15 protein-coding genes and 1 pseudogene are annotated in these 14,323 nt (G+C 71.9%); 5 read left to right on the top strand and 11 right to left on the bottom strand.

What is annotated here, in order from left to right; translation table 11 throughout:
• Positions 1–47: 47 nt before the first annotated feature.
• From AB0P08_RS05525 to AB0P08_RS05515, 3 genes are read right to left on the bottom strand one after another with little or no spacing between them, the layout of a single operon-like run.
• The gene (locus tag AB0P08_RS05525; RefSeq protein ID WP_363588682.1) at positions 48–659 is read right to left on the bottom strand and encodes a CYTH domain-containing protein; all 612 of its coding nucleotides are present in this window, start codon (positions 657–659) and stop codon (positions 48–50) included.
• Positions 652–867 carry a response regulator gene (locus AB0P08_RS05520; protein WP_187661817.1) on the bottom strand — a complete coding sequence of 72 codons (216 nt, stop codon included), beginning with the start codon at positions 865–867 and terminating at the stop codon, positions 652–654. The genes AB0P08_RS05525 and AB0P08_RS05520 overlap by 8 nt, the downstream gene beginning before the upstream one ends.
• 47 nt (positions 868–914) lie before the next feature.
• Positions 915–1,385 (bottom strand): prepilin peptidase, encoded by a 471-nt coding sequence (locus AB0P08_RS05515; protein ID WP_363588680.1) that lies wholly within the window; start codon positions 1,383–1,385, stop codon positions 915–917.
• A 129-nt stretch (positions 1,386–1,514) separates the two neighbouring features.
• On the opposite strand from AB0P08_RS05515, the gene imuA' reads away from it, so the two are divergent.
• From imuA' to AB0P08_RS05500, 3 genes are read left to right on the top strand one after another with little or no spacing between them, the layout of a single operon-like run.
• Positions 1,515–2,300, top strand: a complete 786-nt coding sequence (gene imuA', locus AB0P08_RS05510) for a DnaE2-dependent mutagenesis accessory factor ImuA' (protein WP_280564197.1) — start codon at positions 1,515–1,517, stop codon at positions 2,298–2,300.
• On the top strand, positions 2,297–3,832 hold the full coding sequence (locus tag AB0P08_RS05505) for a Y-family DNA polymerase (RefSeq protein WP_187661820.1): 1,536 nt from the start codon (positions 2,297–2,299) through the stop codon (positions 3,830–3,832). Before imuA' ends, AB0P08_RS05505 begins: the two co-directional genes overlap by 4 nt.
• Positions 3,832–7,287, top strand: a complete 3,456-nt coding sequence (locus tag AB0P08_RS05500; RefSeq protein ID WP_363588677.1) for an error-prone DNA polymerase — start codon at positions 3,832–3,834, stop codon at positions 7,285–7,287. Before AB0P08_RS05505 ends, AB0P08_RS05500 begins: the two co-directional genes overlap by 1 nt.
• A 33-nt stretch (positions 7,288–7,320) precedes the next feature.
• Here AB0P08_RS05500 and AB0P08_RS05495 read toward each other — a convergent pair whose 3' ends face one another.
• The gene (locus AB0P08_RS05495; protein ID WP_268777345.1) at positions 7,321–7,701 is read right to left on the bottom strand and encodes a hypothetical protein; all 381 of its coding nucleotides are present in this window, start codon (positions 7,699–7,701) and stop codon (positions 7,321–7,323) included.
• A 387-nt stretch (positions 7,702–8,088) separates the two neighbouring features.
• On the bottom strand, positions 8,089–8,304 hold the full coding sequence (locus tag AB0P08_RS05490) for an Rv3202a family protein (protein ID WP_363588675.1): 216 nt from the start codon (positions 8,302–8,304) through the stop codon (positions 8,089–8,091).
• An 84-nt stretch (positions 8,305–8,388) separates the two neighbouring features.
• Here AB0P08_RS05490 and AB0P08_RS05485 point away from each other — a divergent pair, with 84 nt between their 5' ends.
• Positions 8,389–9,252, top strand: a complete 864-nt coding sequence (locus AB0P08_RS05485) for a DUF72 domain-containing protein (RefSeq protein WP_363588673.1) — start codon at positions 8,389–8,391, stop codon at positions 9,250–9,252.
• A 15-nt stretch (positions 9,253–9,267) separates the two neighbouring features.
• Here AB0P08_RS05485 and AB0P08_RS05480 read toward each other — a convergent pair whose 3' ends face one another.
• Positions 9,268–9,849, bottom strand: a complete 582-nt coding sequence (locus AB0P08_RS05480; protein ID WP_522727300.1) for an NADPH-dependent FMN reductase — start codon at positions 9,847–9,849, stop codon at positions 9,268–9,270.
• A gap of 128 nt (positions 9,850–9,977) precedes the next feature.
• On the opposite strand from AB0P08_RS05480, the gene helR reads away from it, so the two are divergent.
• Entirely contained in the window at positions 9,978–12,107 is a 2,130-nt protein-coding gene (gene helR, locus AB0P08_RS05475; RefSeq protein ID WP_363588671.1) for an RNA polymerase recycling motor ATPase HelR, read from the top strand.
• Between the two features lie 14 nt (positions 12,108–12,121).
• On the opposite strand, the gene AB0P08_RS05470 is transcribed toward helR, so the two are convergent.
• The 5 genes and pseudogenes from AB0P08_RS05470 to AB0P08_RS05450 form a co-directional block, all read right to left on the bottom strand.
• Positions 12,122–12,334, bottom strand: coding sequence for a DUF2188 domain-containing protein (locus AB0P08_RS05470; RefSeq protein ID WP_187661826.1), 213 nt, complete (start codon positions 12,332–12,334; stop codon positions 12,122–12,124).
• The gene (locus AB0P08_RS05465) at positions 12,334–12,651 is read right to left on the bottom strand and encodes a sugar ABC transporter ATPase (protein ID WP_363588669.1); all 318 of its coding nucleotides are present in this window, start codon (positions 12,649–12,651) and stop codon (positions 12,334–12,336) included. The genes AB0P08_RS05470 and AB0P08_RS05465 overlap by 1 nt, the downstream gene beginning before the upstream one ends.
• 114 nt (positions 12,652–12,765) lie before the next feature.
• Positions 12,766–12,882 carry an SDR family oxidoreductase gene (locus tag AB0P08_RS05460; RefSeq protein WP_363588667.1) on the bottom strand — a complete coding sequence of 39 codons (117 nt, stop codon included), beginning with the start codon at positions 12,880–12,882 and terminating at the stop codon, positions 12,766–12,768.
• 98 nt (positions 12,883–12,980) lie between these two features.
• Positions 12,981–13,214: pseudogene (locus AB0P08_RS05455) on the bottom strand (SDR family NAD(P)-dependent oxidoreductase); the annotation flags it as partial.
• 170 nt (positions 13,215–13,384) lie between these two features.
• A complete protein-coding gene (locus AB0P08_RS05450) occupies positions 13,385–14,290 on the bottom strand; it encodes a LysR family transcriptional regulator (RefSeq protein ID WP_363588665.1) in 906 nt (301 codons plus the stop codon).
• Positions 14,291–14,323 lie beyond the last annotated feature (33 nt).

Genomic DNA, 14,323 nt, shown 5'->3' with positions numbered 1-14,323 from the left:
CCCCGGAGCCGGACGCGGAAAGGGGTTGCATCCGGAGAGTCCGCGGCCTAGAAGCCGAGGGCGCGGGCGAGCTTCGAGTCGGAGCTCGCCTCTCGGCCGCCGACCGCGCGCACGGCGCTTTCGATCGCCGCGAAGAACGCCGAGCGGCCGGCGTCGTCGGAGGGGCCTGCGGGCCCGAGTTCGACCTCCCACTCCCGCCACGCACGTCGCGCCCCGGTGCGCAGGTCGGTCGCCTGGACGTGGTCGTCGACGAACTCCGCCACGACGCCGTCCTGTCCGGTGAGGAGGTACGCCGTCCGGTCGTTCTCGATGCGGGCGAGAGGTTCCAACGGCGCGGTCGTCCAGGCGGCGATCGCCTCGCGCACCGCCGTCGGGATCTCCTCGTCGCCGAGTGGCCAGCCCTGCTCGACCCGGCCGTCACCCTGCCGCGGACCCTTGATGTGCCACCCCTCGTCCGGTCCGCCGGAGCGACGACGCAGGGCGACACCGGCACGGGCCAGCGCGCCGTCCGCGGTGTCCAGATAGCGGGCGTCGAGGGCACGGTGCTCGGCAGGCGAGACGGCATCGACGCCGGGGATCGCCGCCCAGTCCGGCAGCGGAGTCCCCTCGTCGACGTCGTACTTGCGCTCGACCTCGACGGTGCGAGAGGGCTCAGTCATCCTCGAGCGTGAGGTCCTCGAGGGCTTCCTCGAACCAGTAGTCGACCTCGGTGGGGCCGTCGCCCTCGCCCGTGTTCTGCGGCTCGCCGCGGCGGTTGTAGACCACCTGCGTCTCGCTGTAGGGGACGATCAGCTTGTCGTCCGCGTCGTCATCGAGGGGGATGATCTGCCCGTCCAGCGGGCCGCCGTGAAGTCGTGCGAGTGCCATGTGCCCAGGGTAGCGCCGCCCTCCCCCATTCGGTGCGACCTGCACGGTCAGCCGCCGAGGACTCCGAGGACGGCCCCCGCGATCATCCACGGCCCGAAGGCGATGCGCGTCCTCCGGTCGGCCCGTCCCGCGGCGAGGAGCACGAGCGCGAAGACCGCCCCGAGCACGAAGGCGGACGACGCGCCCAGGAGGAACGCGCCCCAGCCGTGCCACGCCAGGAGGAGTCCGATCACGAGGGCGAGCTTCACGTCCCCTCCTCCCATGCCGGCCCGGCTGATCATCCGCAGCACGGCGTAGAAGCCGCCGAGCATGAGGGAGCCGAGCAGGCCCCGGCCGAGCGGCGCCGCGTCTGCGGTGACGACGGCGTCGACGGAGACCGCCACGGCCAGCAGGGCCAGGGTGGGCAGCACGATGCGGTTCGGCAGTCGGTGCGTGCGGACGTCGATCACGGTGAGCAGGATGCCGATCCCGAGGAGGGCGCCGTGCACGAGACCGAGGAGGGCGAGACGGATGTCCATCCCGGCAGGGTAGGGAGATCCGGGACGGCGCGGAGCGCGCTGTGGACAACCAGGCGGCGATGTCGGATGTACGAACTAGCGTCAGTCTCATCACTTGCTTTATTCGTACATATCTTCGAGGATGGATACATGGGGATCGGGCTCGATGCGATGACCGCGCTCTCTCCGACCAGCGACACCCGCGCCGGAGAGGTGCTGCGACTGCGCCGCGAGATCAGCCGGATGCAACGACGCCGCAGCGAGCACACGCTCCTCCCCCTCGATCCCGCCTTCGCGGCGCTGCTGCCGGAGGAAGGGCTGCAGACGGGCACCTCGTACACCGTCTCCCCCTCGCCCGCCCTCGTGCTCGCGCTGCTCAGCGCCTCCTCCGGTCGGGGCCACTGGTGCGCGGTGATCGGCATGCCCACCCTCGGGGTCGAGGCCGCCGCCGCCTACGGCATCGATCTGAGCCGGCTGATCCTCGTCCCCGACCCGGGAGACCGCTGGCTCGCGGCGGCGTCCGCATTGGCCGAGGTGGTGCCCCTGATCGTCGTGCAGCCGACGACGAGGGCACGGGACGCCGATGTCTCCCGGTTGAGTGCGCGCCTGCGCGACCGCGGGGCCACACTGCTCGTGGCAGAGGAACCGGGCGCCGGCCGCTGGGCGCAGAGCGAGGGGACCATCCGACTGCACGATCCTGATTGGCACGGGCTCGGCGAGGGATGGGGGCTGCTCTCGGACTGCACGGTGACGGTCACCGCGCGGACCAGGCACAGCCCCCGCGCCTCGAGCGTGCGCGTGCGACTTCCCGGCGGACACGGAGCCGTGGAGACCGCGGCCGCGGAGCTGACCGCCCTGCCGCCGCTCGCTTCCTCCCCGACGGACAGCGCTGCGTCCGCGTCCTCCGACCTCCTCTTCTGGGCGGAGGCGGGATGAACGCTCCTCTCCGCGTCCTCGTGCTCTGGTTCCCCGACTGGCCGCTGCGGGCGGTGCTGGGCGGAGGGCCGCATCCGCCGACGGCCCTGGTGCAGGCGAACACGGTCGTCGCCTGCACCGCCTCGGCGCGGGCGCACGGCGTCCGCATCGGGCAGCGCCGCCGCGTCGCCCAGGGCCTGCTCTCCTCGCTGCAGGTCCTCCCCCACGACGCCGAGAAGGACGAGCGCGCCTTCGTCCCGGTGCTGCAGCTCATCGAGAAGCACGCCCCCGGCGTCACGCTCCTGCGCCCCGGCCTCGCGATCCTGCGCGCCCGCGGCATCGCCCGCTATCACGGCGGAGAGGCCGAAGCGGCGGCGGCGCTGTCCGCGGTCCTCGCTGCGGCCGGCTTCCCCGAGGTGCGTGTCGGCGTCGCCGACGGCCCCTTCACCGCCGAGATCGCGGCCCGCGGCGCCGCCGCCTGCACCGTCGTCCCGCCCGGCGGATCCCGCGAGTTCCTGGCCCCCTATCCCGTGCAGGTGCTCCGCGACGAGCAGATCAGCGATCTCCTCCTCCGCCTCGGCGTGCGGACCCTCGGCGAGTTCACCGCGCTCGCCCCTCTCGACGTCCGCGACCGCTTCGGCGAGCACGGCGCCCGCCTGCAGGCCCTCGCCGCCGGCGCCGATTCCCGCCCGCTGGCCCCTCGGCCGCCGGATCCCGAACTGGCCAGGACCATCGAGTTCGAGTCCCCTCTCGGCGGCACCGACCAGGTGGCCTTCGCCGTGCGGCAGACCGCCGATGCCGTGATGCTCGCCCTGGCGGATGCATCCCTCGTGTGCACCGAGGTGCGGATCGACCTGACCGACGACGACGGCGTCGTCCACTCCCGCACCTGGCTGCATCCGACGAGCTTCGACGCCGCCGACCTCGTGGACCGCGTGCGCTGGCAGCTGGAGGCGCTGGCCGCCCTGACCGCCCGCGAACCCGTCGATGAGGCGAGGGCGTTCGGGGGCATCGTGGCCGCCCGCCTCCTCCCCGTCGCCGTGGACGACGCCGCCCACCACCAACCGGGGCTCTTCGGCTCGGGTACCGATGAGCGGCTGCATCACGCGGTCTCGCGGGTGCAGACCATGCTGGGGCATCAGGGCGTGGTCACCGCCGCCCTCTCCGGAGGGCGCTGGCTCGCCGACCGCCAGGTGCTCACGCCATGGGGCGAGCGTCCGGTGCCTCCGCGTGATCCGCGGTCCCCCTGGCCGGGGAGCCTCCCGGATCCCCTCCCCTCCGAGGTGTTCCGGCCCCCGCGTCCCATCGGCGTCGTCGCGGCGGACGGGAGCACGATCGACGTCGATGACCGCGGCGCCCTCACGCACGATCCCGCCCGCATCGACGGGGCGACCGTGCAGGCCTGGGCCGGCCCGTGGCCCGTGCACGAACGGCGCTGGAGCACGGGCGGCGGCAAACGAGGACACCGGCTCCAGATCGTCGACGACCGCGACCGCGCCTGGCTGGTCTTCCTGGCCGGCGAGCGCTGGTGGGCCGAGGGGAGGTACCGCTGATGGGCTGGCACAATCCGCCGTTGACCTGGGATCAGCTCGAACGCACTCTCAGCGGGGAACCCATCCCCGAAGCGGCCTTCGCACCCCCGGGACTCCGACCGGATCCCGGGCCGGTGAGTCGCCCGCGGAAGCTCGTCCCCCCGGCCCTCCCGGAGCGGCCAGAGGAGGCGGTGCCCTATGCCGAGCTGCACGCGCACTCGTCCTACTCGTTCCTCGACGGGGCGTCCTCCCCCGACGACCTGCTCGCGGAGGCCGAACGTCTCGGCCTGAGCGCGCTCGCCCTCACCGACCACGACGGGTTCTACGGTGCCGCCCGCTTCGCCGAGCTGGCGGAGCTCATGGAGCTGCGCCTGCAGACCGTCTACGGCGCCGAGCTCTCCCTCGACCTCCCTTCCGCTCCGCAGGGGGCCGCCGATCCGCCGGGCACGCATCTGCTCGTGCTCGCCCGGGGCCTCGAGGGATACCACCGTCTGTCGGGGGCGATCACCGCGGCCCAGCTGCGCGGCGGGGAGAAGGGGCGCCCGGTCTACGACCTCGACGAGCTGGCAGGGACCGCCGACGGGCACTGGACGATCCTCACCGGCTGCCGCAAGGGGGCGGTACGGCAGGGGCTGGAGGCCGGAGACGCCGCTGCGCCGCTGCGTCACCTCGTCGACCTCTTCGGGCGCGACAACATCGCCGTCGAGCTCTTCGACCACGGCGATCCGCTGGACACCCGGCGCAACGACACCCTCGCCGACCTCGCCCGCCGGATGCGGCTGCCCGTCGTGGCGACCAACAACGTGCACTACGCCCGCCCGGACCAGGCCCCTCTCGCCGAAGCGGTGGCCGCGGTCCGCGCGGTCCGGAGCATGGACGAGCTCGACGGCTGGCTGCCGGCCCACGGGGGTGCCCATCTGCGCAGCGGGGCGGAGATGACCGCCCGCTTCCGACGGTACCCCGGCGCGATCTCGCACGGTCTGGAGCTGGCCGCGGCCTCCGCCTTCCCGCTCCGGATGGCGCGTCCCGCCCTCCCCCGCCAGGACGTGCCGTCGGGGCACACCCCGATGAGCTGGCTGCGGCACCTGGTCTGGGAGGCGGTCCCGTCGAAGTATCCGCGGCTGGACGAAGACGGCCGTCGGCGCATCGCCCGTGAACTCGACGTGATCGAGGAGAAGGACTTCCCCGGGTACTTCCTCATCGTGCACGGCATCGTGGCGGAAGCACGGCGACGCGGCATCCTCTGCCAGGGCCGGGGTTCCGCTGCGGCGAGCGCGGTCTGCTATCTGCTGGGCATCACCGCGGTCGACCCGATCCTCTACCGCCTCCCCTTCGAGCGCTTCCTCGCCACCACCCGCACGGAGGAGCCGGACATCGACGTGGACTTCGACTCGCGGCGGCGGGAGGAGATCATCCAGTGGGTCTATCGGGAGTATGGCAGGGAGCGGGCGGCTCAGGTGGCGAACGTCATCCAGTACCGGCCGAAGAACGCGGTCCGCGACATGGCCAGAGCCCTGGGGCACTCGCCGGGGCAGCAGGACTCCTGGTCGCGGCAGGTGGACGGCTGGGGGTCGGGACTCGAACCCGTCGAGGGGCACGACATCCCCGACACCGTGCTCGACTACGCGGCCGAGCTGCTGAAGGCTCCGCGGCACCTGGGGATCCACTCGGGCGGCATGGTGCTCACCGCCCGGCCGGTCGGTGAGGTGGTGCCGGTCGAGCACGCCCGCATGGAGGACCGCACCGTCATCCAGTGGGACAAGGACGACGCCGCCTTCATGGGGCTGGTGAAGTTCGATCTCCTCGGCCTGGGCATGCTCGCGGCACTGCAGCACTGCTTCGACCTGGTCCGGGAGGCGACGGGCGAGGAGTGGACGCTGGAGAGCCTGCCGAAGGAGGAGGCCGGCGTCTACGACATGCTCTGCCGGGCCGATTCGATCGGCGTCTTCCAGGTGGAGTCCCGCGCGCAGATCGGGCTGCTCCCCCGGCTGCAGCCGCGACGCTTCTACGACCTCGCCATCCAGATCGCCCTCATCCGCCCCGGGCCCATCCAGGGCGGCGCCGTGCACCCGTTCGTCCGGCGCAAGATGGCGAAGGACAGGGTGGACGAGGCGAACCGGGAGCGGGAGGCCAGGGGCGAGCCCCTGGAGGACTTCCCCATCCCGTACCCGCACAGCGACCTCGAGGACATCCTCGCGCGGACTCTGGGCATCCCCATCTTCCAGGAGCAGCTCATCCAGATGGCCACGGCCGTCGGCGACTGCACCGCCGATGAGGCCGACCTGCTGCGCCGCGCGATGGGGTCGAAGCGAGGTCTGGAGAAGATCGAGAAGGTCAGGGACAAGCTGTATGCGGGGATGGCCCGCCGCGGGCTCGTCGACGAGGCCGCCGACCGGATCTATGCGCAGATCCAGGCGTTCTCGAACTTCGGGTTCGCCGAGTCCCATTCGCTGTCCTTCGCGCTGCTCGTCTACGCGAGCTCGTGGTTGAAGCTGCACTACCCGGCAGCCTTCCTCGCGGGTCTGCTGCGGTCGCAGCCGATGGGCTTCTACTCCCCTGCGACCCTCACGGCGGATGCCCGTCGGCACGGTGTGGAGGTCCGCCGCCCGGATCTGCATCTCTCCGGCGCCACCGAGACCCTCGAACCCCTCACCCCGGACGCGGCGGGCACGACCGGGAGGGCCGACTGCCTGGCCGACCCGCAGCCGCCCGTGCACCGGTTCGACAGGAACGCGCCGGACGAGTCCGCGACGCACCGCAGGGACGGACGGTTCGCGGTGCGTCTGGGCCTCAGCGGCATCCGCGGGATCGGGGTGCCGATGGCGGAGCGCATCGTCGCCGAACGGGAGGCTCACGGTCCCTACCGCGATCTGCACGACCTCGTGCGTCGCACCGATGCCACGGCCGCGCAGGTGGAGGCCCTCGCCACCGCCGGAGCCTTCGCATGCCTCGGGCTGGAGCGCCGGGAGGCCATCTGGCTCGCCGGGGCCGCCGCGGAAGACCGCGCCCGGTTCCTCCCGGGGACCACGGTGGCGGTGCAGCCGCCGCTTTTCGCCGACCAGACCAGCTACGAGCGCCTCTCGGCCGATCTCTGGGCCACGGGCATCTCGACCGACGACCACCCGATGACGCACTTCCGCGACGACCTCCGGGATCGCGGCGTCCTGACCGCCGCGGACCTGCAGCGCCACGAGACCGGACGACGCGTCGAGGTGGCCGGTCTCGTCACCCATCGACAGCGACCCGCCACCGCCGCCGGCGTCACGTTCGTCAACCTCGAGGACGAGAGCGGGTTGGTGAACGTGATCTGCTCGACGGGGGTCTGGGGACGGTTCGGTCGCATCGCCCGAGAGTCCCCCGCGCTCATCATCCGCGGCATCCTCGAGCGCTCACCGGAGGGGGTCGTCAATGTGCTCGCCGACGCCTTCGAAGACCTCCGCACGGGGGTCATGCACCGCTCGCGGGACTTCCGATGACCCCGGTGCGCGAGGTGCCCCGGCTTCCGGCGGTCACCAGAAGCGTTCGGGCTCCTCCGGCGGGGGCCGATCCGATCCACCCCAGCGATCAGCCTCGGCCTTGGCCGCGTTGACTGCCGCGTCCGCGCCCCGCAGAGCGATGCCCGCGCCGCTGGCCGAGGGCCCGATGGGGTCGAGGAGCAGCGACGTCCGCGGAGCGACGCCCACCGCCACCGTGCAGTCGAGGACGCGACCGATCCAGTGCGTCACCTCGGCCCGCGGCTCCTCGGCGCGACGGTAGCGGATACCGGTATCAAGGTCGAGCAGCGAGAGGACGACCGGCTCCTCCGTCTGCGGGTCGACGAGTTCGGAGACCTCGACCCGGTGCCCGACCGGGAGCGCGACCTGACCGGCGAAGACGAGCATCCTGTCCATGCCCCCACCCTACGGAACGGCTCGCATCGGCGACAGGGATCGGAGCCGGGCAGAATTTTCGAAGAAATCTTTGTCCCCCAAATGGCGGACAAGGAGATTAAGGGATATCCTGCTCTCGTAGCGGGGGCTACCGGCTGGATCTCTGGGGGATCAGCCGTAGAGACAGCGAGACTTCGCCGCCTCCCCAACCGTCCGGGTAGGACGGTGAGCCCTCTCGGCAGCACCGAGTTGGGGCGGTCCCGTCGAGAGGGCATACCCCGCGGCTAGCCGCCGTCCCGCCGAGCGTCAACCCCGGCGAACGCGCGCGCCCGCCGGACTACGGTCGTGCACCATGACGCCTCTCCGCAGCCTCCGACGCCACTCCGGCGCGCACACCGCCGGAGGCGGTCAGTCGTCGCCGGGCTCGTCGAGGCCGTCCTCGTCCAGGGGCACCTCGATCCGCTGCTCCGCGGCATCCGCGGGATCCGCCTCGATGGGGTGCGGCTCCGGTGCCGAGGGGGCCGGCGCTTCCGGGTCCTCGGGAGTCTCCGCGGCGAGGCGCTCCTGCTCCTGCAGGTCGGCTTCGGGCTTCACATCGTCGATCGGATGGTCATTCAGGGACATGGCTTCTCCTCCTTCGGTGTGGATGTCTCCAGCTTGCCGACGCCGGATGACAGCGGCAAGGGGCTTGACCCGACGGAGGCGGCGATGACGCGGAAGGGCGGTGGAGGCCGGGTCCGCATCGGCGTCTCCGGATGGCGGTACGCCCGGTGGCGCGGCGACTTCTACCCGCGCGGCCTGCCGCAGCGACGAGAGCTCGAACACATCGGGTCGCTGTTCCCCACGGTGGAGCTCAATGGTTCGTTCTACTCCCTGCAGCGGCCGGACAGCTACCGGCGGTGGGCGGCGAGCGTTCCCGAGGACTTCGTGTTCGCGGTCAAGGGCTCGCGCTACGTCAGTCACATGCTCCGGCTGCGGAACGTCGAGCAGGCGCTGGCGAACTTCTTCGCGTCGGGGGTCCTCGCCCTCGGTCCCCGCCTCGGACCGATCCTCTGGCAGCTCCCCGAGCGTCAGCGCTTCGACGCCGAGCTCCTGGAGTCGTTCCTCGACACCCTTCCCCGGACGACGGCTGAGGCCCTCGCGCTCGCTCGACGTCATGACGAGCGGCTGCAGGACCGGGCGTGGCTGGAGATCGATGCCGACCGCCCACTCCGGTACGCCCTCGAACCGCGTTCCGACTCGTTCGCCGATCCGTCGAGCCTGCGTCTTCTGCAGGAGCACGGCACCTCCCTCGTCGTCGCCGACACCGCAGGGAAGTGGCCCCGCTTCGACGCCCTCACCGCGGACCTCGTCTACGTCCGACTCCACGGTGCGCAGATGCTCTATCACAGCGGATACACGGACGCGGAGCTGCGGGAGTGGGCGGCCCTCATCCGCGGATGGGCGGACGGCTCAGGAGCCGACGACGGGAAGCCGCGCGACGTCTACGTGTACTTCGACAACGACGCCCGCGGGCACGCGCCCCATGACGCCATGGCCCTGAGCGCCCTCGTCGCGGACATGCCCTCCTGACGCGGCGAGCGCGGCCTACCGATCGCCGACGTGACCCGGCGCGGTGAGCGACAGGACCCGCTCGACGAACGCCGCGTACTCCTCCATGTAGTGCGCGAGGAACTTCTCGGTGTCGGCGTCGTGCACCGTGCCGTCGGCACCGAACACCTCGCGCCGGAACGTGATGTACGCCTCCGGGGCGTTCAGCTGCGGCGCGTTGAGGAAGCTTAACACGCTCCGCATCGACGACTGCATGACAGCGGTGCCGATCGCCCCGGTCGAGGCGCCGATGATGCCGGTGGGCTTCCGCGCGAAGGAGTTGTGCCCCCACGGCCGCGAACCCCAGTCGATGGCGTTCTTCAGCGCACCGGGGATGGAGCGGTTGTACTCCGGCGACACGAGCAGCAGACCGTCCGCCCCCTCGACGGCACTCTTGAACGCGGTGACCGCGGCGACGGGTTCGAGCTCGTCGTCGCGGTTGTAGAGCGGGAGGTCCCGGATGGGGATCTCCACGAGTTCCAGGTCGGGCGGGGCGAGCCGCACGAGCGCCGTGGCGAGGACGCGGTTGATCGAGTCCGATGCGAGGCTGCCGATGAGGTAGCCGATCCGATGGATCATGATGAGGTCCCCTCATCTCCCTGCACTTCCAGGATATCGCCGGGGTGGGGGCTTGCCACAAGGCCCCCCTCGCGAGGCAGAATCGACGGCTCGTGTGCCCCCGCCCGCTCTCGCGAAGGAGACCTCCGGTGCTCGACCCCTTCACCCTGCCCGACGACCACGCGGCGAAATCCGCGGATGCCCTCATCGCCGTCGATCGTGCCCACCTCCGGCGTCTCGGCGCCGCGCTGTCCCGGGAGCGGGACGCCCTGACCGCTCGTCTCGCCCTCGTCCGTCGGCAGGCCGCGGACGCGGGTGTGACGGCGGTCGACCGCGACCTCGAGATCCGACGGCTCAGTGCGACCCTGCGCCTGCGGGAGCGCTTCGACATCGACATGTGCCTCGGGCGGATGACCCCTGCGGAGGGCCCGCCGGTGTACATCGGGCGCGCCGGGGTGTCCGACGCGGACGGCACCCGTCTGCTGGTCGACTGGCGGGCTCCGGCAGCCGAACCGTACTTCGCGGCGACCTGGGAGGACCCCCGGGGACTCATCTCCCGGCGACGGTACCGATGGAACGCAGGCCGGATCACGGACTACTGGGACGAGGCCCTGTCGCCGGAGGGTCTCGACGGTGCGGCATCCCTCGACGATCAGTCCGCGTTCCTCGCGAGCCTGGAGGCGCACCGCACCGGGCGGATGCGGGACGTGCTGGCGACGATCCAGGCGGATCAGGACGCCATCGTTCGCGCCCCCTCCCCCGGCGCTCTCGTGGTGGACGGCGGGCCCGGCACCGGGAAGACGGTGGTCGCGCTGCACCGGGCGGCGCACCTCCTGTACGCCGAGCCGCGGCTGACGAACGGCGCCGGCGGCATGCTCCTCGTGGGTCCGAACCCGCAGTACCTCGGCTATGTGGAGGACGTGCTGCCGAGTCTCGGCGAGGACACGGTGCGGTTGTGCACCCTGCGCGATCTCACACCCGAGGGCGCGGGCGCGGTCGCAGAGCCGGACCCCCGCGTGGCCGAGCTGAAGCAGGGCCTCGACCCGGACCAGGTGATCGAGGCGGCGGTCGCCGTCCTGACCCGGCCGCCGAGGCACGCGCTCCGCATCGAAACGCCGTGGGCCGATCTGTGGATCAGCCGAGACGACTGGGGCGAGCTGTTCGCCGCGGCCGATCCCGCCTCCCCGCACAACGAGGCCCGCGACGAGGTCTGGGAGGAGCTGCTGGAACTGCTCGTCGACCAGGTGCGCGACGAGGATGTCCCGGAGTCCTCGATCCGCCGGTGGCTGCGGCAGGACGACGAGCTCACCGGGACCTTCGTACGGGCGTGGCCGCTGCTGGCGCCGGAAGCGGTGGTCGCCGCGCTCTGGGCGTCCCCGACGCTGCTCGCGCAGTGCGCCCCCGACCTCGCGCCCGAGGAGCTCGCCCTGCTGCACCGTGCCGAGGGGGCGCCCTGGACGGATCCCGACCTTCCCCTCCTCGACGCCGCGCACCGCCGGATCGGCGATCCCGAGGTCGTCCGCGAGCAGCACCGCCGGCAGGGCGCGGCGGCCGCGGCGCAGGAGCAGATGTCGGCGGTGGTCGAGCACCTCGTCGCGAGCGACGACAGCGAGATGAAGGTGATGTCGATCCTGCGAGGTCAGGATGCGCGCAACGTTCTCGCCGGAGCGGACGTGCCTCCCCCGCTCCCGCCGGACGAACTCGCCGGCCCCTTCGGTCACATCGTCGTCGACGAGGCCCAGGAGCTGACCGATGCGCAGTGGCGCATGCTGATCGCACGGTGCCCCTCCCGCAGCTTCACCGTCGTGGGCGACAGGGCTCAGGCGCGGCGGGAGTTCACCGAGTCGTGGTCCGCCCGCCTCGAACGTCTCGGCCTGCGGAACGTGCGGGTCTCCTCGCTCCGGGTGAACTACCGCACTCCGGCCGAGGTCATGGCGCTGGCCGCACCGACGATCCGCGAGGCTCTGCCCGACGCGAACGTCCCGACCTCCGTGCGGGAGAGCGGCATCCCGGTCCGCTACGGCGCGGTGGCCGAGCGCGACGCGGTGCTGGACACGTGGGCAGCGGCGAACCCCGAGGGCGTCGCCGCCGTCATCGGCGACGAGAGTGCCCTGCCGCGGCCCCCGGTGCGCGCCCTGACGCCGGAGGAAGCGAAAGGGCTGGAGTTCGACCTCGTGGTCCTCGTGCGCCCGGAGGCCTTCGGCTCCGGGCGCACGGGGGCGGTCGACCGCTATGTGGCGATGACCCGCACGACGCGCGAACTCGTCATCCTCCGCTGAGGGACCGTCCGGTCTCAGACGTCGTCCGGGTCGCCGCCGTCGGTGATCGTGCCGGTCGGCTCGCTCTCCTCGACCTCATGGCGGGCGCCGTGCTCGGAGGCGAGCGCTTCACCCTCCTCGATCGCCTCATCGCGGCTGGTGTAGCTGCGGGAGAGCTCCGGCGCGCCCTCCACCTCGTTGACCCACTGGCCGTTCTTCGAGCGGGTGACGATCGACGTGATGGCCATCAGACGTCCCCCGGTCCCAGGTCGCCCTGGCCTTCTTCGCCGAGATCGGCGAGGACCGGCTCCTCCCCCTGGCTCTCCGGCTGCGGCGCGGAACCCGGCAGGTCCGCCGCCGGCACCTGGTCGTCGGGGTCCGGGATCTCGTCCGGATCACGGCCCGTCGCGGTGGTCGCGTCCAGCTCCTCCGGCGTCGCACCCTCGTCGAGGGCTTCCGTGCGCTCCCATTCCGCCTGAGCGGGATCGTTGCTCGGGTCGGCCTCGGTGGTCGCGTCGCCGTCGCGCAGCGGCTGACCGCCGACGTCGTCGGGTGTCGATTCCATGTCTCCTCCTTCGATCGGGCTGGCCCCAGTCTTCCCGCCGGAGCCGCTGTCATCGAGGGGCTTGAGGAGACCTCGCCGAGCAGCTAGGTTCCCGGAGCGTCGGGAGAGGCGGGTTCAGTTGCGCCCGGCCATCACGCCGCCGTCCGCGTCCCAGACCGCTCCGGTCACCCAGCCGGCCCGGTCGGACAGCAGGAACGCGGCGACCTCGGCGATGTCCTCAGGGGTCCCCACGCGGCCCAGCGGGTGGAAGGCGTCGAAGCTCGACACACCTCGTCGACCTCGTCCTTCGGGATGAAGCCTTCGTAGATGGGGGTGCGCACGACCGCCGGGGCGATCGCGTTCACGCGGATGCCGTGCGACGCCAGCTCCATCCCCAGGTGCTGCGTGAGCGAGTGCAGGCCGGCCTTGGCCATCGAGTACGCCGACGACGGCGTCGCGGCGATGGCGTCGATGCCGTGGCTGACGAGCGACACCCGCGCCGCCTCCAGCATCTCCCCGCGTCGGCCGACGAGGACGACGGTCGCGCCCTCCCGTCCGATCCGCTCGGCGATGGCGAGACCCATCCCGCTCGTGCCCCCGATCACGATCGCGGTGCGTCCGGTGAATTCCTGTCGAGCTCGGCCATTGTGCGGCTCCTCTCCGTCATGGACGGCAGGTGCCGACTCGTCTCCACGCTACGAAGCGAGAGCCCGCCGCAGTAGACGAGTGCGTGGGATGGAGTGATAACGAATGCTTATGACCGGACGGCGGCGGGATCCAGCGAGAGCGCGGCGGTGAGCTCGGCCAGGTCGTCGGCGAGCGGGGAGGAAGGATCCCAGACGGCCTCGTAGAAGATCTCCACGTCCATGCCGCGTTCACGCAGCGTGCGGTGCGGCGCGTCCGGGGACGCGAGCTTCGATCGCGGGATCACCGCCGTGCCGAGGCCGAGCTTGGCCCACTCCTCGAGCACACGGTAGGTCGCGGCCTCGCCGTCGTAGGCGCTCAGCGGAACGTCGTTCGCAGCGAAGAGATCGATGGTGAAGGTCGTCAGCCCGCACGTGTCCGGCATCAGGATCAGGGGTGCGTCCGTCAGGTCGCGGAGCTCCACAGGGCCGTCCGGCGACGGCTCCTGATCGACGACGACCACGGGTTCCGCATCGACGATACGGTGCCGGAACCGCGGCATGGGGGCGACGGACGGGACGAGGATGAGGTCCAGCTCCCCGACGGAGAGCTCGCGCCGCAGGTCGGCGACGTTCGCCTCGCGGAGGACGAGCTGTCGGGGTGCTGGCGCGGCGGGAAGCGCGCATACGGCCGTGTAGGCGCGAGCCACGATGGCCGGGTTCATGAGCGGGGAGACGCCGACTCGCACCCGTGCGTCGGCGGACCGGTTCCAGCGCGCCGCCTCGGCGGCCACCTGGTCGACGGCTTGGAGCGCGCGGTCGATGACCGGGAGCAGATGCGCACCGAACGCCGTCGGGACGACTCCGCGGGGCGAGCGCTCGAACAGGCGCTCTCCCAGACGGTCCTCCAACTTGGAGATGCCCGTCGAGAGAGCGGGCTGCGTCACGCCGTAGGCACGCGCGGCCGCGCCGAAGGAGTGCCTCTCGGAGACGGCCTGGGCATAGCGGAGGGCTTCGACGCTCACGCGGTCACTCATAGCCCGACGTTATCACCGCGCGACGGACGGACG

Source organism: Microbacterium meiriae (assembly GCF_040686935.1).
Lineage (GTDB): Bacteria > Actinomycetota > Actinomycetes > Actinomycetales > Microbacteriaceae > Microbacterium > Microbacterium meiriae.
The sequence above is the reverse complement of the archived record's forward strand: the minus strand, read 5'-3'. Positions and strand labels throughout refer to the sequence as shown.

Excerpts from the sequence above, each read along its gene's own strand:
- AB0P08_RS05525 (WP_363588682.1), bottom strand. The coding sequence starts at position 659 with ATGACTGAGCCCTCTCGCACCGTCGAGGTCGAGCGCAAGTACGACGTC.
- AB0P08_RS05520 (WP_187661817.1), bottom strand. The coding sequence starts at position 867 with ATGGCACTCGCACGACTTCACGGCGGCCCGCTGGACGGGCAGATCATC.
- AB0P08_RS05515 (WP_363588680.1), bottom strand. The coding sequence starts at position 1,385 with ATGGACATCCGTCTCGCCCTCCTCGGTCTCGTGCACGGCGCCCTCCTC.
- imuA' (WP_280564197.1), top strand. The coding sequence starts at position 1,515 with ATGGGGATCGGGCTCGATGCGATGACCGCGCTCTCTCCGACCAGCGAC.
- AB0P08_RS05505 (WP_187661820.1), top strand. The coding sequence starts at position 2,297 with ATGAACGCTCCTCTCCGCGTCCTCGTGCTCTGGTTCCCCGACTGGCCG.
- AB0P08_RS05500 (WP_363588677.1), top strand. The coding sequence starts at position 3,832 with ATGGGCTGGCACAATCCGCCGTTGACCTGGGATCAGCTCGAACGCACT.
- AB0P08_RS05495 (WP_268777345.1), bottom strand. The coding sequence starts at position 7,701 with ATGGACAGGATGCTCGTCTTCGCCGGTCAGGTCGCGCTCCCGGTCGGG.
- AB0P08_RS05490 (WP_363588675.1), bottom strand. The coding sequence starts at position 8,304 with ATGTCCCTGAATGACCATCCGATCGACGATGTGAAGCCCGAAGCCGAC.
- AB0P08_RS05485 (WP_363588673.1), top strand. The coding sequence starts at position 8,389 with ATGACGCGGAAGGGCGGTGGAGGCCGGGTCCGCATCGGCGTCTCCGGA.
- AB0P08_RS05480 (WP_522727300.1), bottom strand. The coding sequence starts at position 9,849 with ATGATCCATCGGATCGGCTACCTCATCGGCAGCCTCGCATCGGACTCG.
- AB0P08_RS05470 (WP_187661826.1), bottom strand. The coding sequence starts at position 12,334 with ATGGCCATCACGTCGATCGTCACCCGCTCGAAGAACGGCCAGTGGGTC.
- AB0P08_RS05465 (WP_363588669.1), bottom strand. The coding sequence starts at position 12,651 with ATGGAATCGACACCCGACGACGTCGGCGGTCAGCCGCTGCGCGACGGC.
- AB0P08_RS05450 (WP_363588665.1), bottom strand. The coding sequence starts at position 14,290 with ATGAGTGACCGCGTGAGCGTCGAAGCCCTCCGCTATGCCCAGGCCGTC.